Consider the following 20,833-nt stretch of genomic DNA (forward strand, 5'->3'; position numbering starts at 1 on the left):
GGGGCCGGCTCAGAACTTCTCGTGCGGGCCCATGAAGCGCCACTGGCCGGGCTCCAGCCCGGCCAGACCCACCCGGCCCAGTCGGGTGCGGCGCAGCGCCAGCGGCCGCAGGCCGGCCCTGGCACACAAATCCAGCACCCCTTGGGCACTGCTGGCCTTCAGGGCAAAACGCAGCCGGGTGCCTTGCGGCCCGCGCGCGTTCAGGCTCAGCTTGCCCACCACAGGCACCTGGGGCCAGAGCCGGGCCTGTTGCAGGCGGGCGGCCAACTGGTCGATGGCCTCGTTGGTCAACTGGCCCGGCAATTCCAGCATGAATTCCTGCTCGATCTCGGCTTCGTCTTCCAGCAGGCGTCGCCGCATGCGGCCATCCTGCGTGAACACCACCAGGCCGGTGGCCAGCCCCCCCAGGCCGGCAATGGCCTGCTGCTGGGTGAAATGCCGCTTCAGCACCCGCACCGGAAACCGGCTGATCGGGGCGCTTGCCTGCAAGGCCAGCGCATCGCAAGGTGTCTCCGGGTCGGGCCGGTACCACAGCAGGGTGGCGGGCGGCACGGTCTCGGGACGGGCCTGCGGGTCGACCAGCACCTCGTCGGCACCGGGCGTGACCCGGTGCTGGGGCTCTTCCACGATCTGCCCGTTGACCTTCACCCAACCTCCCTCGATCAGCAATTCGGCTTCGCGGCGTGAGCAGGCGGCCTGGTCGGCCACGTGTTTGGAGAGTCGGATGGGGTCGGTCATGGGGGTGGGGCTGGGCTGGGGCGGGGCGCCGAGTTTACGCGCCCATGCTGACTTGATTGTTGGAAGAAAGTCGCGACTTTCTTCCAATGGGCTGCAAAAAAGTCGCAATTCCGGGCCTCAGCCCAATGTCGCATCCAGGCTGCGCAGGCGCTCCACATGGGCCAGCAGTGAGCGTTTGGCCACCGGCCACAGGCGGGTAGGCACGTCGGCGTAGGCCAGTTCAACCCATTGTTCAGGGGTGCCCTCGGGACGTTCGCGCATGGCGGCCAGCACCTTGGCCTCGCGTTGCAGGCGGTGCGCCTTGAGCTGGGCGACGGCGGCCCGCGCCTGGCCCAGCACATAGCCATGGGCCGGCAGGATGAAGTCCACGCCCGCGCGTTCGCAGGCTTGGTCCAGCAGATCCAGCGAGTTGATGTAGTCGGCCATGTTGCCGTCAGGAGGATCGACCACCGTGGTGCTGCCATTGAGGATGTGGTCGCCCGAGAACAGCAGGCCGTCCTCCAGCAACAGCAGGCACAGGTGATTGGCCGCGTGCCCGGGGGTGTGCAGCACCTCCAGGGTGTGGCGGGGCGCGGCCTCGCCAGGGGCTTGCAGCAGCAGGCGTTCGCCATGGGCCAGGGCTCGTTCGGGGCTGAATTCGCTGGCCGCGCGGGCGGTGGGGGCCGAGGCCAGGCCCAGGATATCGGGCACCGGGCGCCCATGGCGCCGGCACAGGGCCTGCAGCGGGGCGGCGCCGGGTGAGTGGTCGGGGTGTGAATGGGTGCAAACGATGTGGCGGATGTCACCGCCGGCAGCGCGCCACAGCTTTTCCAGGTGCTCGGTATCGGCCGGGCCAGGGTCGATGGCGATGTAACCGGTGTCGGGGTCGCCCACCAGGTAACTGTTGGTGCCCGGGCCGGTCATCACGCCCGGGTTGGGGGCGGTCAGGCGTTGCACGTTCTTCAGCAGGGCCACCGGGCGATCGGTCTGCCAGGCCAGCTCGTGCACGATCTGGCCGTCGGGGCAGACCAGGGCCAGTTCGCCGTAGGGCTGTTCGTGCTCCATGTAGCGGGCTTCGTGCCCATTGAGCAGGCCAGCGCGTGGGCAACTGGTCCACAGCGGCTGCTCGCTGGCGCAATCCGCCAGCACGGCGTCGACCGTCGTGTAGGCCTGCAGCCGCTCCAGGGTGCGGATGGTCGGGAAGATGATGAAGAACTGGCCGGCCGCATGGCGGGCCAACGCCTCGGCCGGGCTGACCCACACCGGTTCGAACTGTTCGGCCTCGTCGGCCACGGGCGTCTGGTCGGCCGGCATGCGGGCCACCAGAAAGGGCACGTCAAAGCGCCTGGGCAGGTCGCGGTCGGTGATCCAGTGCGCCAGCACAAACACCTGGTCGGCCGCCATCCGCAGGCCCAGGGCCTGACATTGGGCGGCAAAGGCTTGGCTGCGGTCCAGTTGGGCGATGGTGCTGGCATCGGCAAGCCGGCCGTCGGCCTGCCAGGCCAGCAGCACGCCCAACTCCTCGAAGCTCTCGCGGATGGCCGCGATGGCCCGCGTCAGGTTCAGGTCGCTCTGGCCCGGGCGGCGGCGCGCCTGGGCGTGAGAGGCCGCGTCCAGCGCATCGATGCCCCCCCCTGGGAACACATAGGCGCCCGGGGCAAAGCTGGCGCTCATCGAACGCCGGGTCATCAGCACCTCGATGCCGGGCTGCCCCTGGGGGCTGGTGGCATCGCGCAGCAGCAGCACGGTGGCGGCGGGGCGCAGGGGGGCGGGTTCGCGTGAAGGGTGCAAAAGCTGGCTTGAACGGGTCATGCGGGCCATTATCGGCAGCGGTGTCGGAGGCGTTGACACCTTCAGGACTGGGGTTTCCCCCAGGACCATCAGGTCGGCACGGTGTTTGCTCGCGACGCGGCAGGGCATAAGCAAAGACGTTCCAGGCATGTGCATCTGGTCACAATGCTGCGATTCCTTTCGATTCCGTTTCACCCCTTGTCGATTTTTCGGGAGAGCCTTGATGACAAAACCCCTTCGCCGCGCGCTGTGGCGCCATGGCTTCAACTGGCTGGCTGCCGGCCTGATCGGCGTGGCCGGGCCGGTGCTGGCCCAGGGCGACTGGCCGCAGCACGCGTTGACCGTGGTCATGACCTTTCCGGCCGGTTCGGGCGTCGACGTGGTGGCGCGCCACATCCAGGAGCCCCTGGGCAAGCAGCTGGGCCAGCCGGTGGTGATCGACTACAAGCCCGGTGCGGCAGGCAACATTGCCAGCGAGTTCGTGGCGCGGGCCAAGCCGGATGGCTACACCCTGGTGTTCGGCACCGCGGCCACCCATGGCAGCAATGCCGCGCTGTACAAGAAGCTGTCCTTCGACGTCGAGAGCGACTTCGTGCCGGTGGCCCCGGTGCTCGATGTGTCCAACGTGCTCACCATCAACCCCGACGTGATCAACGTGAAGACGCTCAAGGAGTTCGTCGACCTGGTCAAGGCCAACCCCGGCAAGTACAACTTTGCCTCGACCGGCAATGGCACCGGCACCCACATGGCCTTTGCCGAGTTCAATGCCCGGGTCGGGCTGGACATGATCCACGTGCCCTACAAGGGCGGCCCCGAGGCCATGACGGCCGTGCTGCGGGGCGAGACCTGCTGCATCATGAACCAGGTGCAGACGGTGTTGAACCAGTACAAGGCTGGCAAGGTGCGCCTGCTGGGGGTGACCACGGCCAAGCGCGTGGGTGCGGTGTCCGAGGTGCCCACCATCGCCGAAAGCGGGCTGCCGGGCACCAAGGGCTTTGACAGCTCGATCTGGTTTGGCCTTTTTGCCCCCAAGGGGACCGATGCCCGCATCGTGCAGCGCCTCAACAGTGCGGTGCAGGCGGTGTTGGAGAACCCAGAGGTCAAGGCCAAGCTCGAAAGCGCGGGCAACAGCGTGCGCCTGGAGAACCCAGAACAGTTCAAGGCCACCGTCAAGGCCAATCGGCACAAGTGGGCCGAGGTGGTGAAAGCCGCCAACATCACCCTGGAGTGAGCCCAGGCCCGGCGCCCCGGCTTTCGCCGCGGCGCCGGAAGCCCCGATAATCGGGGCATGCAGATCCGCTTCACCAAGATGCAGGGCGCCGGCAATGATTTCGTCGTGCTCGACGAGACCGCCGCCCGCCTGCCCCTGAGCCCGGCGCACTACCGCTACCTGGCCGACCGCCACTTCGGCGTGGGCGCCGACCAGATCCTGACTGTGCGCCCCGGCCCCGCACCCGGCGTCGATTTCGAATACATCATCCACAACGCCGACGGCGGCGAGGTGGAGCAGTGCGGCAACGGCTCGCGCTGCTTTGCCCGCTACGTGCGCGACAAGGGCCTGACCACCAAGGATGCGATCCGCGTGCACACCCGCGCCGGCATCATCGAGCCGGTGCTCAACCCCGATGGCCGTGTCACCGTCGACATGGGGGCGCCGGTGTTCGAGCTGGCCGACATCCCCTTTGATGCCACCGATCTGCAGGCCCGGCCGCACGGTTCTTGGCAGCTGTGGCCGTTGGCCCTGGCCGGCCAACCCGCGCTCGATGCGGTGGCGGCGGCCGTGGTCTCCATGGGCAACCCCCACGCCGTGACCCTGGTGGACGACGTGGACACCGCCCCGGTGGCCAGCGTGGGGCCCCTGGTGGAAAGCCATCCGCGCTTTCCGCGCCGGGTCAACGTGGGCTTTCTGCAGGTGGTGTCGCGCAGCCAGGTGCGCCTGCGCGTGTTCGAGCGCGGCACGGGCGAAACCCTGGCCTGCGGCACCGGGGCCTGCGCAGCGGTGGTGGCAGGCATTCGCCTGGGCCTGCTTGACGCCCGTGTCGACGTGCAGACCCGCGGCGGGCAACTCACCATCGAATGGGCCGGCCTGGGCCAGCCCGTGCGCATGACCGGCCCTGCCGTGACCGTGTTCGAGGGCCAGATCGATGTGCCCGACAACCTCTGATTTCCTTCTGACCGTCTTCTTGAGCCCGCCCTCCCCATGACCGCAATCCAAACCCCTGGCATGAACCCGATCACCGAAGACGACATTGCCAACTACCTGGCCAATTCGCCTGATTTCTTCGAGCGCCACGCCGAGGTGCTGGCCAGCGTGCAGATGACCAGCCCGCATGGCAACCGCGCCGTGAGCCTGCAGGAGCGCCAGGCTGAGATGCTGCGCGACAAGATCAAGACGCTCGAAGGCCGCATCATGGACATGATCCGGCACAGCAACGAGAACGCCATCATTGCCGACAAGCTGCAGCGCTGGGCCCTGGGCCTGTTGCGCACCGAAAGCCCGCTGGAGCTGCCCGAGCGCATCGCGGCCGATGTGCGCGGCCAGTTTCAGGTGCCCCAGGTGGCCATCAAGGTCTGGGGCGTGTCGGCCGCGCACGCAGAGCAGTCCTTTGCCCTGGGCGTGAGCGATGACGCCAAGACCTTTGCCTCGTCACTGACGGCGCCCTTCTGCGGCGCCAACCCAGGCTTTGAAGCGGTGCAGTGGCTGGCCGATCCGGCCGCCGTGGTTTCGCTGGCCCTGCTGCCGCTGCGCGTGGGCGCCATCGGCAGTGCCTCGCCAGCCTTTGGCATGCTGGTGCTGGCCTCGCCCGACCCGCAGCGCTTCCACAGCGGCATGGGCACCGACTTCCTGGAACGCATGGCCGAACTGGCCAGCGCAGCCCTGACCCGCCTGCGCGACTGAGCGGGCCTGTGGACGCCGGGGATCGCGCTCTCCAGCCCCAGGGCCAGTCACTGAGTCAGCCCTTGATTCAGCGCTACCTGGACCATGCGCGCTACGAAAAGCGCCTGGCAACGCGCACTCTGACCCTCTACACCGAACACCTGACGCGCCTGCAAAGCCTGGCCGACACGGCCGGCCTGGCCCTGCCGGCCGTGCCCCCGGCCCAGGTGCGCCGCTGGGCCGCCCAGTTGCACGGCGCCGGCCTGGGCGGCCGCAGCATTGCGCTGGTGCTGTCCTCGTGGCGAGGCTTTTATGCCTGGCTTGGGCGCGAGGGCCTGATCGCCAGCAACCCCGTGGCCGACGTGCGCGCCCCCAGGTCGCCCCAACCCTTGCCCAAGGCCCTGGGGGTGGACGCGGCGGTGCAACTGGCCGAGCACGACAACCCCGACGACGACCCCTGGCTGGAGGCGCGTGACGCCGCCATGGTCGAGCTGCTGTACGGCTGTGGCCTGCGTGTGAGCGAGCTGGTGGGGCTGGACCTGCAGGCCAGCGCCGAGGCGCACCAGCAAGGGCGAGGCTGGGTTGACCTGCACGAGGCCGAGGTGCATGTGATGGGCAAAGGCAGCAAGCGGCGCAGCGTGCCGCTGGGCCGGGCGGCCCTGGCGGCCCTGCAACGCTGGCTGACGCTGCGCGGCGGCGAGCTGGCGGGCGCGGCCAGCACCCAGCCGGCCCTGTTCATGGGGCGCCATGGCACCCGGCTGACTCCGCAGTCGGTGTGGCAGCGGCTGCGCCGTCGCAGCCTGCAGGCCGGTCTGCCGGCCGCCGTGCACCCCCACATGCTGCGCCACTCGTTTGCCAGCCATGTGCTGCAGTCCAGCGGCGACCTGCGCGCCGTGCAGGAGCTGCTGGGGCACGCCAACATCAGCACCACGCAGGTCTACACCCGGCTCGATTTTCAGCACCTGGCCAAGGCCTACGACGCGGCCCATCCCAGGGCCCGCAAGAAGCCCGGGCCTTCATGAGCCTGATATTTCAGTTTTTTTGAGTTGCTCTTGTAAGAAGTGAGTGCCGAGACCGACTGACGTGCATCGGAGGCAGCTTCAGCGCTGTTCCGGTAGGACGCAGGCCCCGCCCGTGTCTTTCAGCCATTCATTCACTTTCATTGAATCAGGAGTCACCTCATGAACGCTACCACTCTCAAGTCTGCCGCTTCTTTCGCCCTGGCCGCATCGGCGCTGGCCTTCGCTTCGGCCGCCATGGCTGCCGACACCCCCATGGGTGGCATGGGCAAGTCGGTGGGCGCCAAGGACACCGTGCATTGCTACAACGTCAACGATTGCAAAGGCATGAGCGATTGCAAGACGGCTGAACACGCCTGCAAAGGGCAAAACGAGTGCAAGGGCCATGGCTTCAAGGCCCTCGGCGCCGGTCAGTGCCTGAGCAAGGGCGGCACCATCAGCGATCTTTGATGGCCTGATCTGCCGATCTTTCAGGGGCACGGCAGCGTGCCCTTTGTTCACTGTTTTCACGGTTGCCGCCCGCTGGTATGAGCCCTACCCCCTCTGAGTCGCCCGGTTTCGGCCTGGGCTTGCGCACGCCCCACTACGGTGATTTTCTGGCGGGTCCGCAGCCCCTGGATTGGCTTGAAATCATCACCGACAATTTTCTGGTCGAAGGTGGCAAGCCGCTGGCCATGCTGGATCGCTTCCGCCGTGACTACCCGATGGCCATGCACGGCGTGGCCATGTCCATCGGGTCAGCCCAGGGCCTTGATCTGGCGTACCTGGCCCGCGTCAAGGCCCTGGCCGACCGCGTGCAGCCGATGTGGGTGTCCGATCACCTGTGCTGGACCGGCACACCGGGGCGCTGTCTGCACGACCTGTACCCTCTGCCTTACACCGAAGAGGCGGCGCGACGGGTGATCGCCCACATCCGCCAGGCGCAGGACGTGCTGCAGCGTCGTCTGGTGCTGGAAAACGTGTCGAGCTACTTGCGCTTTCGCGATTCGGCGAGTGCCGAATGGGAGTTTTTGACGCACGTGGTCGAAGCGGCCGACTGCGATCTGCTGCTGGACGTGAACAACCTCTACGTCAGCAGCGTGAACCATGGCTTTGACCCGCAAGACTATCTGCAGGCCTTGCCGGCGGCCCGGGTGCGGCAAATCCACCTGGCTGGTCATTCGCGCGATGGCACCCACATCATCGACACCCATGACCACCCCGTGGCACCCGAGGTCTGGGCGCTTTACGCGAGTGCCTGCCAGCGCTTCGGTGCCGTGGCCACCATGATCGAACGCGATGACCACATTCCCCCCTTGTCGGTGCTGCTGGCCGAGTTGGGGCAGGCCCGCGACATCGCCCGCGGGCCACTGGCGGGGGCCGCCCCTGCTGGCCCGTCAGCCGCCTTGCGTTGGCCGGCTGTTGCCGCCACCCCGCTGATTGAACTGCAACACAGCCTCAGCGCCTGCCTGCTCGACCAGGTGCCTGCCGAACAGGCGCTGGCCTTGCTCGACACGGCCCCGTTGGCCGGCACACAGGGCTTGAGTGGCGAGCGTGGCCTGGCCATCTACCGCAACGCCTACCGCGCCCGCCTGGCCGAGGTGCTGGCCGATGCCCACCCGCGCTTGCTGCGCTACATGGGGGGCGACACCTTCGAGGCCGAGGCGCGTATGTTTGCGGTCACCCACCCGCCTGTGGGCGAAGGGCTGGGCCGATATGGTGCTGGCCTGGCTGATTTTCTGCGGGCCCGCTACCCGCGCAACCTTGAGCTGTATGAGCTGGCGCGGCTGGACTGGGATCTGCGCGCTTGCTTTGACGGGCCCGACAGGCCGGCTTTGAGCGCCGAGGCCGTCCAGGCGGACACTGAAGGGCGCTGGTTGCAGCGCAGCCCGGCTTGCCACCCGGGCCTGGTCTTGCGCGAAGTGAGCACCAATGTGGTGGCCTTGTGGCAGGCATTGGAGGCTGACGACGCGGTGCCTGCGCCCGAGTCCCTGCCGCAGAGTCGCTGCCTGGGCGTGTGGCGCCAGGGCCATCAGCCCCACTTCCGCACGCTTGACGTGGGCGAGGCGATCTTCTTGCGGGCCTTGCAGGAGCCCGGCGGCCACTTGGCTTTGGTGATCGAGCGCTTCAATGGCGGGCCTGTGCTGCCTGAACCGGCCGTGCTGGCCGGCTGGCTGCAATGCTGGTGGGCTGAAGGGTGGCTGGACGGACATTGAGCTTGGCTGAAACCGCCGCGGCCCGGCGCATCAGTCCAGGGTCTGGCGGTATCGCCACAACGCCAGCGCGCCTGCCACACCGAGAAACGCCAGCAGCGGCCACACATCGGGCCAGAGCTGGGCCAGCCCGTTGCCCTTGAGCAGGATGCCGCGCACGATGCGCAGAAAGTGCGTCAGCGGCAGCACCTCGCCGACGCGCTGGGCCCACACTGGCATGCCGCGGAACGGGAACATGAAGCCCGACAGCAGCATCGAGGGCAGAAAGAAAAAGAAGGTGGCCTGCAGGGCCTGCAACTGGTTGCGCGCCAAGGTCGAAAAGGTGAAGCCCACCGCCAGGTTGGCCAGCATGAACAGGCCGATCATGCCCATCAGCAAGCCCAGACTGCCCACCATGGGCACTTCGAACAAGGCCCAGGCGGCTGCCAGGATCACGCCCAGCTGTACGTAGCCCAGCACCACGTAGGGCAGGATCTTGCCCACCATCACCTCCAGGGGGCGCACCGGGGTGGCCAGCAGGTTTTCCATCGTGCCACGCTCGCGCTCGCGGGTCATGGCCAAGCCGGTCAGCATCACCATGGTCATGGTCAGGATGGTGCCGATCAGGCCCGGCACGATGTTGTAGCGCGACAGGCCCTCGGGGTTGTAGCGCCGGTGGATGCGCAGCTCGAAGGGGGCCAGCCCCGGGCGCAGGGCCTGCAGCGGCCCGACCAGGTCATGCTGCAGGGCCGTGGGGGTCAACTGGCCCAGTGCCGCCATCGCGTTGCTGGCCGCACTGGGGTCGGTGGCGTCCACGCTGACCAGCAGCGCCGGGTGTTCGCCGCGCACCAGCCGGCGCGAGAAATCAGGCGGGATCACGATCAGGAACTGCACCTCACCATCTTCGATCAGGCGATCGCCCTCGGCCTCGCTGGCCGGCTGGCGGGTGATGTGGAAGTAGCCGGTGTTCTGCATCGCGGCCACCAGGCTGCGGGCGATGGGGCTGGCATCGGTGCTCACCAGGGCGGTGGGCAGGCCCTTGGGGTCGGTGTTGATGGCGTAGCCGAACAGCACCAGTTGCAGGATGGGTACGCCCACGGCCATGGCAAAGGTGGGCCGGTCGCGCAGCATTTGCTGGCATTCCTTGATGAAGATGGCCAGCATGCGGGCCAGGCTGAAGCGGTGGAGGCTCAGGCTCATGCGGACTCCCGTGGGGTGCCTGGGCCGAAGTTGTCGGCTGCCTGTCCGATCAGGCTGATGAACACATCCTCCAAGTCCGGTGCGGCAGGCTCCCAATGCAGGTCGGCACGTTGCCGCCAGGGCTCGATGGCGGCTTGAAGGCGGGCCGGGTCGCGGCCGGCCACGTGCACCGACTGGCCAAAGGCCGCGACACTGAGCACGCCGGGGGCGACCTTCAAGGGGGCCACCAAGGCGGTCAGGTCGGTGCCCGCGCCCAGGCCCTGGACCGACCAGACGCACAGGCCGGACTCGGCCACGATCCGCTCGGCCGTACCGCGTGCCAGCACTTCACCGTAGGCGATGTAAACCAGTTCGTGGCAGCGTTCGGCTTCGTCCATGTAGTGGGTGGACACCAGCACGGTGATGCCCTCGGCGGCCAGGCGGTGGATCTCGTCCCAGAACTCGCGTCGCGCCTTGGGGTCGACGCCGGCCGTGGGTTCGTCCAGCAACAGCAGGCGGGGTTCGTGCAGCAGGCAGGCTGCCAGCGCCAGGCGCTGTTTCCAGCCCCCGGAAAGGGCGCCTGCCAATTGGGTCTGCCGGCTGGCCAGGCCCAGGCGTTCCAGGGCCTGATCGACTCTGTAGCGACGCCGGTCCAGTTCGAACAGGCGGGCCACGAAATCCAGGTTCTCGCGGATCGACAGATCCTCGTACAGCCCGAACTTCTGCGTCATGTAGCCGACCTGCCGCTTGATGGCCGCGGCCTGGCGCCGGATGTCCAGGCCCAGGCACTGGCCTTCGCCGGCGTCGGGTGTCAGCAGACCGCACAGCATGCGGATGGTGGTGGTCTTGCCGCTGCCGTTCGGCCCCAGAAAGCCGCAGATGCGACCGGGTGCCACCTGAAGATCGACCTGGCGCACCACCTCGCGACCGTTGTAGCGCTTGGTCAGACCACGCACATCGATGGCCCAGCCTGGTGGGCTCGGCCCGTCCTGAGCCGGGTTCATGGCCTGGCCCCGGCGCGCACGTCCAAGCGAACATCCAGGGGCTGGCCCGGTGGCAGGCGCAGCGCATCGGCGGGTGAGGGCAGGGCCTCGACCAGGAACACCAGGCGGGCGCGCTGGCTGTTGGAGTAGATCACCGGTGGGGTGTATTCGGCCTGGGGCGAGAGGGCGCTGATGCGGGCGGGTATGGGGGGGCCGCAACCATCGCAGCTCAGGCTCACCACCTGCCCCGGGCTGAGCGCGCCGCGCTGGTCTTCGGGCACGTAGAAGCGGGCCTTGCGCCGTTCGGGCGGCAGCAGGGCCACCACGGGTTGGCCCGCGTTCACGTACTCGCCCACCCGGAAAAAGGTGTCGGCCACCAGGCCGGCGGCCGGGGCGTACTGGCGTGTCTGCTGCTCGCGCCACAGGGCCTGCTCCCGGGCCTGTGCCGCGGCGCGGCTGCTGGCCTGGGCCGCCGCCTGCGCGTCGCTGCGCGCGGGCAACCGGGCCACCCGCAGGGCGGCCTGCAACTCATCCACCCGGTCCTGGGCCTGCCGGGCGGCCGTGGCCGCGTCGTCCAGGCGAGAGCGAGAGACAAAGGATTGGTCCACCAACTGCTGGTTGCGTCGCCATTCGGTCTGGGCCCGGTCGGCCTGGGCGCGGGCCTGCGACAGTTGGGCCTCGGTGACGGCGATTTCGTCGAGTCGCCGGCCCTTGGCACTGTCGTCGGCCTGGTGGCGTGCCGTGTCCAGCCGGGCATCGGCTTCGGCTCGTGCGGCCTGGGCGGGCTGGTCGTCCAGGCTGAACAACAGGGCCTGAGCCGACACCGTCTGGCCTTTTTGCACCGGGAGCGTGCGCAGGGTGCCCGCCACGGGGGCCGAGAGGTACACATAGTCGCCCTCGACATAGCCCGACCAGGCCGGTTCGGTCGCGGGCTGACAGGCGCTGAGGAGCAGCAGCAAGCTCAGTGGAAGAGCCAGTGCCGGTGGCGAGGGGCGGCGCCAGGCGGTCAGTTGGAGGGGGCGGGCGAGGGAGGGCATGGGGCATTCTGGTCGCCTGCCCCCTGTGTTGACTTGATTCATGTCAAGGGCTGCTGGGGCGCTGGCTTAGCCCAAACTTAAGCGCGCCGCGGCAGGCATGCGGGCCGGCCGCGCGGGCCCCATACTGCGGCTGGGCAGACGAGCGGTCTCTTCCTGGGGACGGTCTGCTGTGAAAGGCAAAAACGCCATGTGGTACTGGCTCCGTTCCAACCGTTCCTTTCTGTTGCTGCTGATCGGCTTTGGCCTGTTCCGCACGGCCGTGGCCGACTGGAACCCCATCCCTTCGGGTTCCATGCGGCCCAGCCTGCTGGAGGGCGATGTGGTGTTGGTCAACCGACTGGCCTATGACCTCAAGCTGCCCCTGACCGATGTCGTGCTGGCCCACCTGGGCGAGCCGCGGCGCGGCGACGTGGTCACCTTTTCGTCGCCGCAGGACGGCACCCGACTGATCAAGCGCCTGGTGGCCCTGCCCGGCGACGTGGTCGAGATGCGTGATGAAGTGCTGTGGATCAACGGCGAACAGGCCCGCTACGAGCAGGCCGAGGTTTTGAAGGAGCCCTTGCAAGACGGAATGCAGCGGCCAGCCACCCGGCTGACCGAGTCCATCCAGGGACACCAGCGCCGCGTGCAATGGCTGCAGGGGGTGTCGGCCCGCTCCAGCTTCGGCCCGGTCACCGTGCCCCAGGGGCAGTACCTGATGCTGGGTGACAACCGCGACAACAGTGCCGATTCGCGCTACATCGGCTTCGTGCCGAGGGCCTTGCTGATCGGCCAGGCCCGGGGCGTGCTGGTGTCGGCCGACATCCTGGGGCATTGGATGCCGCGCTTCGAGCGCTTTGGGCAACGCCTTTGAGGTGGGTGAAAGGTCGTCTTTTTAGGTTGGGCGGTAAAAGGAAGGACAATTCCGCCCCATGAAAACGATTCGACTGCGCGAAGGCAAGGAGCGCTCGCTGCTGCGCCGCCACCCCTGGATTTTTGACTCGGCCATTGCCAAGGGCGGCGGCGACGCCGGTGAAACCGTGCGCGTCGAGGCCGCCGACGGGCGCTTTCTGGCCTGGGCCGCCTTCAGCCCGGCCTCGAAGATCAAGGCGCGGGTCTGGAGTTTTGACGAGGCCCAGCGCATCGATGCGGCTTTCATGGGGGCGGCGGTGAAACGTTCCATCGCGGCGCGCGCCTGGTTCGATGTGCAGAGCAACGGCATCCGCCTGGTGCATGGCGAATCGGATGGCTTGCCGGGCCTGGTGGTGGACCGCTACGACGACACCCTGGTGGCCCAGTTCGGCACCGCTGGCATGGAGCGCTGGAAAGACGTGCTGGCCGACGCCCTGTTGCGCGAAGCCGGCCTGAGCAAGTTGTACGAGCGATCTGACGCGAGCTCGCGTGCGCTGGAGGGCCTGCCCGAGGTCACGGGCTGGCTGCGCGGCGGCACCTTGCCCGATGGCCAGCCAGCCCCCACCGGCATCACGCTGCGTGAGCACGACTGGCAATTGACGCTGGATGTGGCCGAGGGCCACAAGACCGGCTTCTACCTGGACCAGCGCGACAGCCGCCAACGCTTTGCCGAAGTCACCCGCCAGCGTCAGTTCGGCAGCGTGCTGAACTGCTACTGCTACACCGGTGGCTTCACCGTGGCTGCGTTGGCCGGCGGCGCGGCCCATGTCACCTCGATCGATTCTTCGGCGCCGGCCCTGGAGCGGGCCCGGGCCCACGTGGCCTTGAACGGCTTTGCGGCCGAGCGTGCCGAATTTCTCGATGCCGATGTCAATGCTTCGCTGCGCCGTTTCGGGGCCGAGGGGCGCACCTTTGACGCGATCATCCTGGATCCGCCCAAGTTTGCTCCGACCGCGGCCCATGCCGACCGGGCTGCCCGCGCCTACAAGGACATCAACCGGCTGGCGTTCAAGCTGCTGGCGCCCGGGGGCGTGCTGTTCACCTACTCGTGCTCGGGTGGCATCAGTGCCGATCTGTTCCACAAGATCGTGGCCTCGGCCGGCAGCGATGCCGGGGTGGACGGCTACATCACCGAACGCCTGGGCGGTGCCCCGGACCACCCGATGACGATTGCCTTCCCCGAGGGCGAGTACCTCAAGGGCCTGGTGGTGGTGCGGCGCTGAGCCAAGCCCTTGCCCGGCAGGGCTTGAAAACCGGGGCTAAACTCCTCAGATCAGGGGTTTGGCCCGGGTGTTGCATGCGCCCGCCGCGTCCACCCCCAGGGCACCCCGCCCGCCGCTGCTGCCGCCCCACTTCTGCCGTCTCTCATTTGCTGAAAGTCTTGTCATGGCCCTCATTCCCGTCACCATCCTCACCGGTTTTCTGGGTTCCGGTAAAACCACCTTGCTCAAGCGCGTGCTCACCGAGGCCCATGGCCAGAAGATCGCCGTGATCGAGAACGAGTTTGGTGAAGAGAACATCGACAACGACATCCTGGTCAGCAACACCGAAGAGCAGATCATCCAGATGAGCAATGGCTGCATCTGCTGCACCATCCGTGAAGACCTACGCGAGACCCTGCAACTGCTGGCGGCCAAGCGCCGCAAAGGCATGCTCGATTTCGAGCGCATCGTCATCGAGACCACCGGCCTGGCCGACCCGGGCCCGGTGGCCCAGACTTTCTTCATGGACGAAGAGATCGCTGAAACCTACCTGCTCGACTCCATCCTGACCCTGGTGGACGCCAAGCACGCGGCGCAGCAACTCAACGATCGCCAGGAAGCCCGTCGTCAGGTGGGCTTTGCCGACCAGATCTTCATCAGCAAGACCGATCTGGTGGCGCCCGAAGAGGTCGAGGCCCTGAAGCATCGCCTGTCCCACATGAACCCGCGCGCCGCTCAGAAAGCCGTGCATTTTGGTGAGGTGGCGCTCAGCGAGGTGTTCGACCTGCGTGGCTTCAACCTCAACGCCAAGCTCGACATTGATCCGGATTTCCTGAAGGAAGACGATCACGATCACCACCATGATCACCATGACCATGCGCCGGGCGAGGCCTGCAACCACCCCTCGCACCAGCACGGCGGACACGGTCATCACCACCACCATGATGACGACGTGAAAAGTTTTGCCTACAAGGCCGAGCGTCCTTTCGACCCGGCCAAGCTGGAGGACTTCCTGGGCGCGATCGTCAACATCTATGGCCCGCGCATGCTGCGTTACAAGGGTGTGCTCAACATGCAGGGCACCGAGCGCAAGGTGATTTTCCAGGGCGTGCACCAGCTGATGGGCAGCGACCTGGGCCCCCAGTGGGGACCCGACGAAGCCCGCGTCAGCAAGATGGTGTTCATCGGCATCGACCTGCCGCGCGACATCTTTTTGCAGGGGCTGGAGCAGTGTCTGGTCTGATCGAGTGACTCGATCGTCATTCCGTATCAAAAATGCAGCAAATGGGCTTGCCTGAGCAGGCAAAAGCCCTAGACTTGCGTCTTTTTGCGGGGGCGGTGGGTCATGAATGTCTCGATTCTGCAACGGTTGACGGCACGCGGGCGCATCCCTATACAATCGCGCCCCGGTCAAAGAGCGGTCCTGCGCACCGGCTCTTTCAAGCCGGCACGCTGGCTTGAGGCGATGGCGCCGGCCTTGCGAGGAGACAGTCTTTGAAAGCCCCCGCCAGCAAAACCAAGGCGGCAGCACCGGTGGTGGCCAAGACGGCCAGCGCAGTGATGAAGGCAGCGGCCTCTCCGGCAACACCGGATTCGGCCAAGACGGTGACTCGCAAGCCGGCCGATCCAGCGTCAGCCGTGCGTGCCGGGAACGAAGTTCCTGCCCCTGCCGAAGATGGGTCTCCGCAACGCAGTGCGCGCCCATCTTCCAGACTGACCCAATTAACCGTACCATCCATGGCCACGGCTTCAGCCGTGGCGTCCACCGCCGCCAAAGCCAGCTTTCTCAACACCATGCCTACGACAATGAACGCTTCGCCCTCCCTTTCGGCGATCAAGAAAGACCCCAAGCTGGCCAACAACTGGAAGACCAAGTCTGTTGAACAGCTGACGGACGAAGAAGTGCTCGCCATGCCCGACACCGAGTACATGAACGAAAAGCAGACGGCTTTCTTCCGCCTCAAGCTGACCCGCCTCAAGCAGGACATGCTGAACAACGCCGGTGAAACCACCGAGCATCTGCGCGAAGACACCGTGGTGGTGCCCGATCCTGCTGACCGCGCCACCATCGAAGAAGAGCATGCGCTGGAGTTGCGCACCCGCGATCGTGAACGCAAGCTGCTCAAGAAGATCGAGCAGTCGATTGTCCGCATCGACGCTGGCGACTATGGTTACTGCGATGAAACCGGTGAGCCGATTGGCGTGGGCCGCCTGCTGGCCCGCCCTACCGCCACCCTGTCGCTTGAGGCGCAACAGCGCCGCGAGCTCAAGCAGAAGATGTTCGGCGACTGATCCTGCGTTCGCCCTGGCTCTGCAGCTGGCGTCTCCATGACCAAAGAAGATCCTTCCGGCCTCTTGTCCAAGGTGGTGCGCTTTGTCACAAGCCCCACCACCAATTGGGGCGATCTGAACCAGCCGGAGGAAGATCGCGACAGCCAATACAACAAGCAGGCGCTCAAGGAAATGATTGAGCGCAAGCGGCGCAACGATTTTGTGCGCCGCCGCGAGTTTGATCAATTGCGCAAGCTGCGCAAGCGTGAAGCCCTCAATCCCCCGGTCGACCCGGCCCGGCCTTCGTTTTTCCAGAGCAGCCTGGCTTCACGCATCGAAGACCGTGCCGGCACCCTCAAGAAGATCGACGAGATCGAGGCCCAGATGTCGATGCAGTGGTGGCGCGCCAAGCAAGGGCAACCACCGCCCGGCACGCCTGCGGTGTCGCCGAATGCGTTTGCCCCCACCCGCCCGCTGGGGATGGATTCCGCGGCCGCTCCGTTGGCGGCGCAAGCCGCACCTGCAGCGGCCGCTGCCGCTGCTGGCAAGCCGCCGGTGCTGCCCTCCGATGCCATGCCCTTGAGCATGCCGAGTTCGACGGTCAGTCCGTCGATGTTGCGCAACCTCACCACTCAGCCGGGCAGCCTGATGCCCAGCACCGTTCCTGCCGGCACGCGCTGGGATGCCACCCAGCCCGCCACCCATTTCCCGGCCTTCGCACCCACGGCGGTGCAGCCGCAGTCCTCCTCCTCGCCCATCGACTTTGGCGCTACGCAGACCTTCGTGCCCGATTCGCAGGTTTTTGTGCACCTGCCCGAGCTCGAAGAAGCCGCGATACGCTACGCCAATGGCGATGTCGAGGCGGCCGAATCGGCGGTGCTGGAGCTGCTGCGCCAGCCCAGCCTGATCCGGCGCGAGCCCTTGTGGATGGCCTTGTTCGATCTGTACCGCTCCACCGGCCAGCAAGACCGCTTTGACAGCGCGGCCATCGATTTCGCTGGCATCTTCGGCAAGTCCGGTCCTGTGTGGGGCCAATGGTCCGAGGAGCCAGGGCAGCGGCTGCACAGCTTTGACGTGGCTGATCAAGGGCCAGGCTACCAGTGGATCGCTCCACCGGTGCTGACATCCGACGTTGTGCGGGCCCTCAAGGTGGCCCTGGAGCGGGCGGCATCGCCCTGGCTGCTGGATTGGTCGCGCCTGAGCCGCATCGAGCCCTCGGCGGTCGAGCCCCTGGCGGATCTGGTGGCCGACTGGGCCAGCTCGCGGGTGCGCCTGCGCTGGCAAGGCCTGGCCGCGCTGGACGATCTGCTGCGCACACAAACCCCTTCCGGACACGCAGACACCCCTCAGTCCTGGTGGCGCCTGCGCATGGAGTCGCTGCGATTGCTGGGCCGGGCCGAAGAGTTCGAGCTGGTGGCGCTGGATTACTGCGTGACCTACGAGTTGTCGCCACCGTCGTGGCAGGCGCCGTATTGCGAGTGTCTGGTGCTTTCTGGTGACGGTTCTGCCGTGCTGGTTCGGCCACCGTCGCCGGATGTCATGCCCGCCCAGGCTTCGCGCTACCAGACCGAATTTGCCTCGACCGCCCTGGTGGGTGAAATGTCTCAGATGGACACCAGCATGGGGGTGTCTTCGCCGATCTCGGTGGCACTGTCGGGTGAGGTGACCACCGACATCGAGGGGACTTTGCCCGTGCCCTTGCCGGGCTACCAGATTCCCCGCGTGCTGGTGGTCGATTGCGCCCGTCTGGTGCGCATCGACTTTCTGGCGGCAGGCTCGGTGCTCAATTGGGCCGCGGCCCGCCAGGCAGAGGGAACCCAGGTCCAGTTCCTGCACCTGAACCGGCTTGTGGCCGTGTTTTTCAATGTGATCGGCATCAATGAGCATGCCAGGGTGATTCCCCGGCAGGATTGACCCCCCCGTCCCGGCGCCCTGGGCGCTCGGGCTGACCAGCGGCGCGACGAGTGGTTGATGACCCGTTGCAAATCGGCGCTGCGCCCTTATCTCAAGACACTATGGAACAATTTCACGGAACGACCATCCTCAGCGTGCGTCGGCAAACCCCCTCCGGCGTGCTGGTGGCGATTGGTGGCGACGGCCAGGTGACCCTGGGCAACATCGTTGTCAAAGGCACGGCACGCAAAGTGCGCAAGCTGCACCATGGCCGGGTGCTGGCCGGATTTGCCGGCGCCACCGCGGACGCCTTCACCTTGTTCGAGCGCTTCGAGGCCAAGCTGGAAAAGCACCAGGGCCATCTGGTGCGTTCGGCCATCGAACTGACCAAGGAGTGGCGCACCGACCGTGTGCTGCGCCGCCTGGAGGCCATGCTGGCCGTGGCTGACCGGGAGGCCTCGCTCATCATCACCGGCAATGGCGATGTGCTGGAGCCCGAGCAGGGCATCGTGGCCATCGGGTCGGGGGGCTCTTATGCGCACTCGGCTGCGAAGGCCCTGATCGAGAACACCGATCTGCCACCCGAGCAGGTGGTGCGCAAGTCGCTGGCGATTGCTGGCGAGTTGTGCATCTACACCAACATGCACCACACCCTCGAGACCCTCGACTGATTTGCCCGTTTCAGCCGGCCAGCCCCAGGCGCTGGCAGGCTCCCCAGGATCTGCCCATGTCTTCCATGACCCCCCAGGAAATCGTGTCCGAACTGGACAATCACATCGTCGGTCAGGCCAGTGCCAAGCGTGCGGTTGCCATTGCACTGCGCAACCGCTGGCGTCGTCAGCAGGTGGATGCCAAGCTGCGCCCCGAGATCACCCCCAAGAACATCCTCATGATCGGCCCCACCGGCGTGGGCAAGACCGAGATCGCACGCCGCCTGGCCCGCCTGGCCGATGCCCCCTTCATCAAGGTCGAAGCCACCAAGTTCACCGAGGTGGGTTATGTGGGCAAGGATGTCGACTCCATCATCCGCGACCTGGCCGAGGTGGCGGTCAAGCAGGCCCGCGAAACGGCCAAGCGCCAGGTGCGTACCCGGGCCGAAGACGCGGCCGAAGACCGCATCCTCGACATCCTCATTCCGCCGGCCCGCCCAGTCTTTGGCAGCGAAGCGACCGAGCCCGCACCGGACGGTGCCGCCCGCCAGGCCTTTCGCAAAAAACTGCGTGAAGGCCAACTCGACGACCGCGAGATCGAGATCGATCTGGCCGACAACAAACAGCCCCTGGAGATCATGGGCCCCGCCGGCATGGAGGAAATGACCGAGCAACTGCGTGGCATGTTCAGTCAGATGGGGCAGGGCAAGCGCAAGACGCGCAAACTGCGCATTGCCGATGCACTGCGCCAGTTGGTTGACGAAGAGGCGGCCAAGCTGGTCAACGAAGAGGAAATCCGGGCCCAGGCACTCAGCCATGCCGAGCAAAGCGGCATCGTCTTCATCGATGAAATCGACAAGGTCACCTCGCGCAGCGAAGGCAGTGGCGCCGAGGTGTCGCGCCAGGGCGTTCAGCGCGACCTGCTGCCGCTGGTGGAGGGCACGGCCGTGTCCACCAAATACGGCATCATCAAGACCGACCACATCCTGTTCATTGCCTCGGGCGCTTTCCACCTGAGCAAGCCCAGCGACCTGATCCCCGAATTGCAGGGGCGTTTTCCGATCCGGGTCGAGCTGCAGTCGCTGTCGGTCGAAGACTTCGAGGCCATCCTGGTTCAGACCCATGCCTCCCTGGTCAAGCAGTACCAGGCCCTGCTGGCCACCGAAGGCGTCACCCTGGAGTTCACCCCCGAAGGCATCACCCGCCTGGCTCACACGGCCTTCCAGGTCAATGAACGCACCGAAAACATCGGCGCCCGCCGCCTGTCCACCGTCATGGAGCGCCTGCTCGACGAAGTGAGCTTCGACGCTGCCCGGCTGCAGGGCCAGACCGTGCGCATCGATGCCGATTTTGTCGATGCGCGCCTGGCTGAATTGAGCCAGGACGAGGATTTGTCGCGTTACATCCTCTGACAATCTGAGCCCCCTGCCCAGGCGGCCCAACCAGGGCCGCCTGGGCGCGTTTGCGCTTCACTGGAGCTTCACAGTTCACTTTCAGAGCCTGAGCTAAGTGCTTCACCTGGAAGGATTTTTGACTGAGCGTGACTTTCGGTTTGGTCTCTAAGTCCTTGATTTCATTACAAAAAATTGTGGCAAGTCCTCTTGCGGCGTGAGCATTTCCTGCTACAGTGGAAAAAAGTGCAATTAAGTGGTGAAAAGTGCCTTCAAAAGCTGTTTTCGCCACTTCTGCACCGGAAATCAACCTGGGGTGTGCTGTCGTGTTTCAAGGGGCTTCGTCTCTGAGTCTGGATGCGAAGGGCCGGCTTTCTGTGCCGACCCGGCATCGTGACGTCCTGAGCGCGACCGCTGCTGGCCAACTGACCATCACCAAGCACCCTCATGGCTGCCTGATGATTTTTCCGCGCCCTGAATGGGAGAAATTCCGCGAGCGTGTGGCCGAGTTGCCGATGTCCGCCCAGTGGTGGAAGCGCATCTTTCTGGGCAACGCCATGGACGTCGAGATGGATGGAACCGGCCGTGTGCTGGTTTCGCCTGAGCTGCGTCAGGCTGCCGGCATCGCCAAAGACACCATGCTGCTGGGCATGGGCAATCACTTCGAGCTCTGGGACAAGGCGACCTACGACGAGCAGGAAGCCAAGGCCATGCAGGGCGACATGCCCGAGGTCTTCAAGGACTTTTCTTTTTGAGGCCC

General features: G+C 66.4%; 19 protein-coding genes. 14 read left to right on the plus strand and 5 right to left on the minus strand.

Going from position 1 to position 20,833, the window contains the following annotated elements; genetic code table 11:
- Positions 1 to 9: 9 nt before the first annotated feature.
- Complete coding sequence (locus tag AC07PT_RS11550; RefSeq protein ID WP_492348173.1) at positions 10 to 738, minus strand: S4 domain-containing protein; 729 nt, start codon at positions 736 to 738, stop codon at positions 10 to 12.
- 117 nt (positions 739 to 855) lie between these two features.
- Positions 856 to 2,529 carry an MBL fold metallo-hydrolase gene (locus AC07PT_RS11555; protein ID WP_494656736.1) on the minus strand — a complete coding sequence of 558 codons (1,674 nt, stop codon included), beginning with the start codon at positions 2,527 to 2,529 and terminating at the stop codon, positions 856 to 858.
- A 202-nt stretch (positions 2,530 to 2,731) separates the two neighbouring features.
- Between AC07PT_RS11555 and AC07PT_RS11560 the strand changes: the two genes are divergently transcribed.
- From AC07PT_RS11560 to bufB, 6 genes are all read left to right on the plus strand, one after another.
- On the plus strand, positions 2,732 to 3,739 hold the full coding sequence (locus AC07PT_RS11560) for a Bug family tripartite tricarboxylate transporter substrate binding protein (RefSeq protein ID WP_492348175.1): 1,008 nt from the start codon (positions 2,732 to 2,734) through the stop codon (positions 3,737 to 3,739).
- A gap of 57 nt (positions 3,740 to 3,796) precedes the next feature.
- Positions 3,797 to 4,672 carry a diaminopimelate epimerase gene (dapF, locus tag AC07PT_RS11565; protein ID WP_494656737.1) on the plus strand — a complete coding sequence of 292 codons (876 nt, stop codon included), beginning with the start codon at positions 3,797 to 3,799 and terminating at the stop codon, positions 4,670 to 4,672.
- A gap of 36 nt (positions 4,673 to 4,708) precedes the next feature.
- Entirely contained in the window at positions 4,709 to 5,407 is a 699-nt protein-coding gene (locus AC07PT_RS11570; protein WP_492348177.1) for a DUF484 family protein, read from the plus strand.
- Positions 5,408 to 5,415: 8 nt separating this feature from the next.
- Positions 5,416 to 6,408: a tyrosine recombinase XerC gene (locus tag AC07PT_RS11575; RefSeq protein ID WP_494656738.1), complete on the plus strand. Its 993-nt coding sequence runs from the start codon at positions 5,416 to 5,418 to the stop codon at positions 6,406 to 6,408.
- Positions 6,409 to 6,567: 159 nt separating this feature from the next.
- Positions 6,568 to 6,855: a BufA2 family periplasmic bufferin-type metallophore gene (bufA2, locus tag AC07PT_RS11580; protein ID WP_492348179.1), complete on the plus strand. Its 288-nt coding sequence runs from the start codon at positions 6,568 to 6,570 to the stop codon at positions 6,853 to 6,855.
- A gap of 77 nt (positions 6,856 to 6,932) precedes the next feature.
- A complete protein-coding gene (gene bufB / locus AC07PT_RS11585) occupies positions 6,933 to 8,600 on the plus strand; it encodes an MNIO family bufferin maturase (protein WP_494656739.1) in 1,668 nt (555 codons plus the stop codon).
- 30 nt (positions 8,601 to 8,630) lie between these two features.
- On the opposite strand, the gene AC07PT_RS11590 is transcribed toward bufB, so the two are convergent.
- From AC07PT_RS11590 to AC07PT_RS11600, 3 genes are read right to left on the minus strand one after another with little or no spacing between them, the layout of a single operon-like run.
- A complete protein-coding gene (locus tag AC07PT_RS11590; RefSeq protein WP_492348181.1) occupies positions 8,631 to 9,776 on the minus strand; it encodes an ABC transporter permease in 1,146 nt (381 codons plus the stop codon).
- A complete protein-coding gene (locus AC07PT_RS11595) occupies positions 9,773 to 10,759 on the minus strand; it encodes an ABC transporter ATP-binding protein (RefSeq protein WP_492348182.1) in 987 nt (328 codons plus the stop codon). The genes AC07PT_RS11590 and AC07PT_RS11595 overlap by 4 nt, the downstream gene beginning before the upstream one ends.
- On the minus strand, positions 10,756 to 11,775 hold the full coding sequence (locus AC07PT_RS11600) for an HlyD family secretion protein (protein WP_492348183.1): 1,020 nt from the start codon (positions 11,773 to 11,775) through the stop codon (positions 10,756 to 10,758). The genes AC07PT_RS11595 and AC07PT_RS11600 overlap by 4 nt, the downstream gene beginning before the upstream one ends.
- Before the next feature lie 187 nt (positions 11,776 to 11,962).
- On the opposite strand from AC07PT_RS11600, the gene lepB reads away from it, so the two are divergent.
- From lepB to mraZ, 8 genes are all read left to right on the plus strand, one after another.
- Entirely contained in the window at positions 11,963 to 12,628 is a 666-nt protein-coding gene (gene lepB / locus AC07PT_RS11605) for a signal peptidase I (protein WP_492348184.1), read from the plus strand.
- Between the two features lie 58 nt (positions 12,629 to 12,686).
- Positions 12,687 to 13,889 carry a class I SAM-dependent rRNA methyltransferase gene (locus AC07PT_RS11610; protein ID WP_494656740.1) on the plus strand — a complete coding sequence of 401 codons (1,203 nt, stop codon included), beginning with the start codon at positions 12,687 to 12,689 and terminating at the stop codon, positions 13,887 to 13,889.
- 163 nt (positions 13,890 to 14,052) lie between these two features.
- Positions 14,053 to 15,111 (plus strand): CobW family GTP-binding protein, encoded by a 1,059-nt coding sequence (locus tag AC07PT_RS11615; RefSeq protein WP_492348186.1) that lies wholly within the window; start codon positions 14,053 to 14,055, stop codon positions 15,109 to 15,111.
- A 251-nt stretch (positions 15,112 to 15,362) separates the two neighbouring features.
- Positions 15,363 to 16,160, plus strand: a complete 798-nt coding sequence (gene dksA / locus AC07PT_RS11620; RefSeq protein WP_492348187.1) for an RNA polymerase-binding protein DksA — start codon at positions 15,363 to 15,365, stop codon at positions 16,158 to 16,160.
- A gap of 36 nt (positions 16,161 to 16,196) precedes the next feature.
- Positions 16,197 to 18,053 carry an STAS domain-containing protein gene (locus AC07PT_RS11625; RefSeq protein ID WP_494656741.1) on the plus strand — a complete coding sequence of 619 codons (1,857 nt, stop codon included), beginning with the start codon at positions 16,197 to 16,199 and terminating at the stop codon, positions 18,051 to 18,053.
- A 101-nt stretch (positions 18,054 to 18,154) separates the two neighbouring features.
- The gene (gene hslV / locus AC07PT_RS11630) at positions 18,155 to 18,703 is read left to right on the plus strand and encodes an ATP-dependent protease subunit HslV (protein ID WP_492348189.1); all 549 of its coding nucleotides are present in this window, start codon (positions 18,155 to 18,157) and stop codon (positions 18,701 to 18,703) included.
- A gap of 56 nt (positions 18,704 to 18,759) precedes the next feature.
- Entirely contained in the window at positions 18,760 to 20,094 is a 1,335-nt protein-coding gene (gene hslU / locus AC07PT_RS11635) for an ATP-dependent protease ATPase subunit HslU (protein WP_492348190.1), read from the plus strand.
- Between the two features lie 305 nt (positions 20,095 to 20,399).
- Complete coding sequence (gene mraZ / locus AC07PT_RS11640) at positions 20,400 to 20,828, plus strand: division/cell wall cluster transcriptional repressor MraZ (RefSeq protein ID WP_492348191.1); 429 nt, start codon at positions 20,400 to 20,402, stop codon at positions 20,826 to 20,828.
- Positions 20,829 to 20,833: the final 5 nt, after the last annotated feature.

The organism is Curvibacter sp. GW821-FHT09D12 (assembly GCF_059416245.1).